The organism is Bacillus sp. P4_D3, from assembly GCF_056401855.1.
The window spans coordinates 1-4,007 of sequence record NZ_JBFUIN010000290.1; the positions used below are offsets into that span (position 1 = coordinate 1).

At 32.9% G+C, this 4,007-nt stretch carries 4 protein-coding genes; 1 reads left to right on the forward strand and 3 read right to left on the reverse strand.

Translation table 11 applies throughout. The annotated features are described in order from the left end of the window. Positions 1-1,472 (reverse strand): sensor histidine kinase (locus AC1DTM_RS19545; protein ID WP_477000688.1); only part of this gene is annotated, 1,472 nt, incomplete at its 3' end. A 201-nt stretch (positions 1,473-1,673) separates the two neighbouring features. Further along, positions 1,674-2,381 (reverse strand): purine-nucleoside phosphorylase, encoded by a 708-nt coding sequence (gene deoD, locus AC1DTM_RS19550; RefSeq protein WP_002158622.1) that lies wholly within the window; start codon positions 2,379-2,381, stop codon positions 1,674-1,676. A 173-nt stretch (positions 2,382-2,554) separates the two neighbouring features. Between deoD and AC1DTM_RS19555 the strand changes: the two genes are divergently transcribed. Then, the gene (locus tag AC1DTM_RS19555; RefSeq protein ID WP_477000689.1) at positions 2,555-3,349 is read left to right on the forward strand and encodes a hypothetical protein; all 795 of its coding nucleotides are present in this window, start codon (positions 2,555-2,557) and stop codon (positions 3,347-3,349) included. Positions 3,350-3,353: 4 nt separating this feature from the next. Here AC1DTM_RS19555 and AC1DTM_RS19560 read toward each other — a convergent pair. After that, on the reverse strand, positions 3,354-4,007 hold a 654-nt coding region (locus AC1DTM_RS19560; RefSeq protein WP_477000690.1), incomplete at its 5' end, for a phosphatidylglycerol lysyltransferase domain-containing protein.

The window sequence follows — 4,007 nt, forward strand, 5'->3', positions numbered from 1 at the left end:
GCTTTAACAAATAGAGAAGAGTCAGCATGGATGTCCACTTGTAAATGTTTTTCCTCCATACTAAATAATAATTTTGTATAGATTTGTTGAATTAATTCACCGATTGAGAATGTCGACATTTCTAGTTTGTACGTACCAGATTCTAGTTTTGCTAATTCTAACATTTCAACAATGAGCCTGTTCATATTATCTGTCTCTTCCAAAATAACATTGGTATAATATGTCGTATCTTTACTTACGCCATCTTGAATACCTTCAGCGAAGCTACGAATAACACTAAGTGGTGTTTTTAATTCATGAGATACACCAGAAATGAATTCTTTTCTCGTTTTTTCTAATTGACGTTCGCGTTCAATATCTTGTTGTAATTTTGTATTGGCAACATTTAATCGGTCGATGCGATCTTTTAAATTTACAGAGAGTGTATTAATACTACTTGATAACCCGCCAATTTCATCGTCTGCTGTAACAGGTAACTTCTCGCTAAAATCAAAGTTGGCCATTTTTTTTGTAACGCGATTTATCTTAATTAATGGTTTAACAATGATTTTTGAGTAGTAGAAGGATAACAAAATAATAACGAGAAATACGATAATTAAGGCATAGACATAATAATCTTTTAAAACGAGCATCGCTTCATTAACAGGTTGTAAAGATGCTATCGCAAAAGCGTACTCCTTAATTTCTCCGTTTTCCATAATAGGCTTTACAAAGACACTGTTTTTTATATTTTCCCCACTATCTAAAATATACGTGTTTAATTGATTTGAATTAGAAGTACCTTGTCTAATAGTTCTTGCAAAATATTGAACAGCTTGTAATGTTTCAAAATCCTTTGCAAGACGAACCTCAGTCTTGGAAGGAAGCTGTAATTTAGATATTACCCCAGTAAAATGGATTGGAGAACCAGTATTATCATATCGATTTTTAAGTTTATTTTTAGATGGATTACCACTAATGGATTGAAAATCTGAATTGAATTGTTCATTTTCCCATCTAGTATTATTAGTTATTAATTCTTGAGGTGTTATTATATTATTCGGTTGGAGTAGTCCGTCTACATAAATTATTCCATCTTTTTTTAATCCTAAGTTTGCGAATTTATTATATTCTTCTGGTGTTAAAAGATTGTTAAGGGGGATGGAATAGGTTTTATTATTGTTAGGGTTAATCACATCAATGTAAAAACTGTTTTCACTTTTAATAATTCCGTTAGAATCTAAAAATTGGATTTCGGCATTTGTTTTATCATGAAATTCTTGTTTTAATTTTCTAGTTTCCTCAAATCCTTGGTCACTTTTTTCGTAATTATCTACGAATTTTTCAAAAGCCGTTTGAACGGTTTTTACTTTCTTATTAATATAGAACTTCTCTAAAAATAGAGATTGTCCAAGGAAAAAAAGGAGAAATATGATTGTAAATAAAGTTGATGTTAATAAAAATAGTTTAAAGACGATGCTTCTGTTCTTCACTGTTTCACCTCGTATGAAAAATACTGTAATATAAATGATTTCTTAATTATAACAAAGGTTACAAAAAAGTAGAGGGGATAAATCTGTCTCTCTCTAAAGTAGTTTTTTATAGAAAGTCACATAAAGAGAAGGTGCAGTGACTGTCGAAGTATTGTAGCATAAAAAAGAACTTGCCAGACGTATGACAAGTTCTTTAGTGTGCTATTGCTGAATTGCTGCATCTAAAGCGATTTCAATCATTTCGTTAAATGTAGTTTGACGCTCTTCAGATGTTGTTTCTTCACCAGTGAAGATATGGTCGCTTACTGTTAATACAGATAATGCATTTACACCATATTTAGCTGCTAATGTGTAAAGAGCAGTCGTTTCCATCTCTACTGCTAATACACCGTAATCTCCAAGTTTTTTAACCATGTCCATGCTCTCACGATAAAATACATCTGCTGTTAATACGTTACCAACACGAACGTGTAATCCTTTTTCTGTTCCAGCATCGTAAGCTTTCTTTAAAAGATCAAAGTTTGCAGCAGGAGCAAAATCAAAACCTGGGAATGTTAAGCGGTTCATATTAGAATCTGTACAAGCCGTCATCGCAATAATAATGTCACGTACCTTAACATCTTTTTGAATTGCACCACATGTCCCAACACGAATTAAATTTTTCACTCCGTAGCTTTGAATTAATTCGTTTACATAAATAGAAATAGAAGGAACACCCATACCTGTACCTTGAACAGATACACGCTTTCCTTTATAAGTTCCAGTGAAACCTAACATGCCACGGACGTTGTTATAACAAGTAACATCCTCTAAAAATGTTTCAGCAATATATTTTGCACGTAATGGATCACCAGGTAATAGAATAGATTCAGCAATTTCGCCTTGTTTTGCTTCAATATGTACACTCATGAAAAATCCTCCTTATAATGTATTGATAGAAATCAATATCATTTGCATTATACACTACGACTCCTTTCAATTAAAATCTTTTTTATTTGTAATATGTGCAAAAGAGGAGGATTTCATAAATCATAATCTAGAATATATATTTAAGAGGTTTTGCATGGATAAAGACAATAAAAATGGTAGGTGATATTTTGAAAAATCTTGTCATTGGGCTTATTGCACTAGTACTTATTGTGGCAGGAGGATTTTACATAAAAAAATATCAAGAAACTGTAGAAACGACCGGAGATGTTCAAGAAGTGAAATGGGATGTGAAGAATAAAAAGGGAAATGAAAAAGTCGATATTTCGTTTCAATTGCTAAATAAAATGAATAATGAAGTTCGTGGTGTGAACGATCAAATTCGAGCAGTGATAGTGGATGGGAATTTGAAAAACATACAACAAACGAAGCCTATATTTGCTGGAAATGGATCGTATAAGCTATCTTCAGATGTAGCAAAAGGTGAAGAGTACACGATATTTTTGTATGAAGATGAAAACAAGTCCGTGGAATCATTTTCTAAGAAAKATTTTGGTGAAGAAAAAAAGGAGAAAAACAAGGACAAGAATAAAAAGAAACTACCTGTCGATACTGTACTTACAAAAAATATAGGAGAGCATCAAGTGTCTCTTTTATTTGGTGCATTACATCCGAATGAGGCAACGACATTAACATTTCAGTTTCAAGCGAAAAAGGGAGAAAAGCTGAAATTAAATTCAGGGAGAGGTGAAGTCAACACTCTATATATCGTTGATGAAACGAGAAAACATTTTTTATATGCCATTCCTGTTGATACGGATGAACAATTACAATATCGTATTACATTTCCAGAAGAAGGAACATATAAAATATGGGGGAATTTCTATATAAACGGTAAGAAGTATGAAAAGGAGTTTAGTATACAAGTGCAAAAACGAAAAAACAGCTAAGTACTTAGCTGTTTTTTCGTTTTCCTATTAATTTTGTTACAGAGAGCATTGTAATTGGTAAAGAATGATTCTTTCGAAATGCTAAATATTTTCCACTCCATGCAGGTTTGTATTTTTCTTTGAAATGTCGTAAACCGCTGAAGCTATATGTGTAACGAACGTTATTAAATATTGCAGCAGCAACTCGTTCAGACCAGAACGATTGCGTTGATAAACCGACATTTGAGAGTGGTGCCATACCAATATTAAAGGAATGGTATTCATTTTCTTTTGCCCAGTGGAATAAGTGGATAAAAATTGCATCCATAATTCCGCTAGGGGCATCTGGATAATAACGCATTAAATCAACAGATAATATGCCACTTTGATATACTGGCATAAAGGTTGTGAATGCAATGATTTTTCCCTCTGCATCAGATAATGTAGCGATAGGGGCACGACTAATATACTCACGATCGAAGTACCCAAGTGAAAATCCTTTCTCTTTTTTTCCGCCGAGCCAAGCATCAGACACTTTCTTTAATTCCTTGTATAATTCGTCTGAGAATGGTGGCTCATGAATAGAGAATGTATAACCTTCTCGTTCAAAACGGTTGAAAGTAGCTCGCATACCAGCACGTTTTTTTCCTGTTATTGTAAAGGTATTTAAATMAACGAC

Excerpts from the sequence above, each read along its gene's own strand:
- deoD (WP_002158622.1), bottom strand. The coding sequence starts at position 2,381 with ATGAGTGTACATATTGAAGCAAAACAAGGCGAAATTGCTGAATCTATT.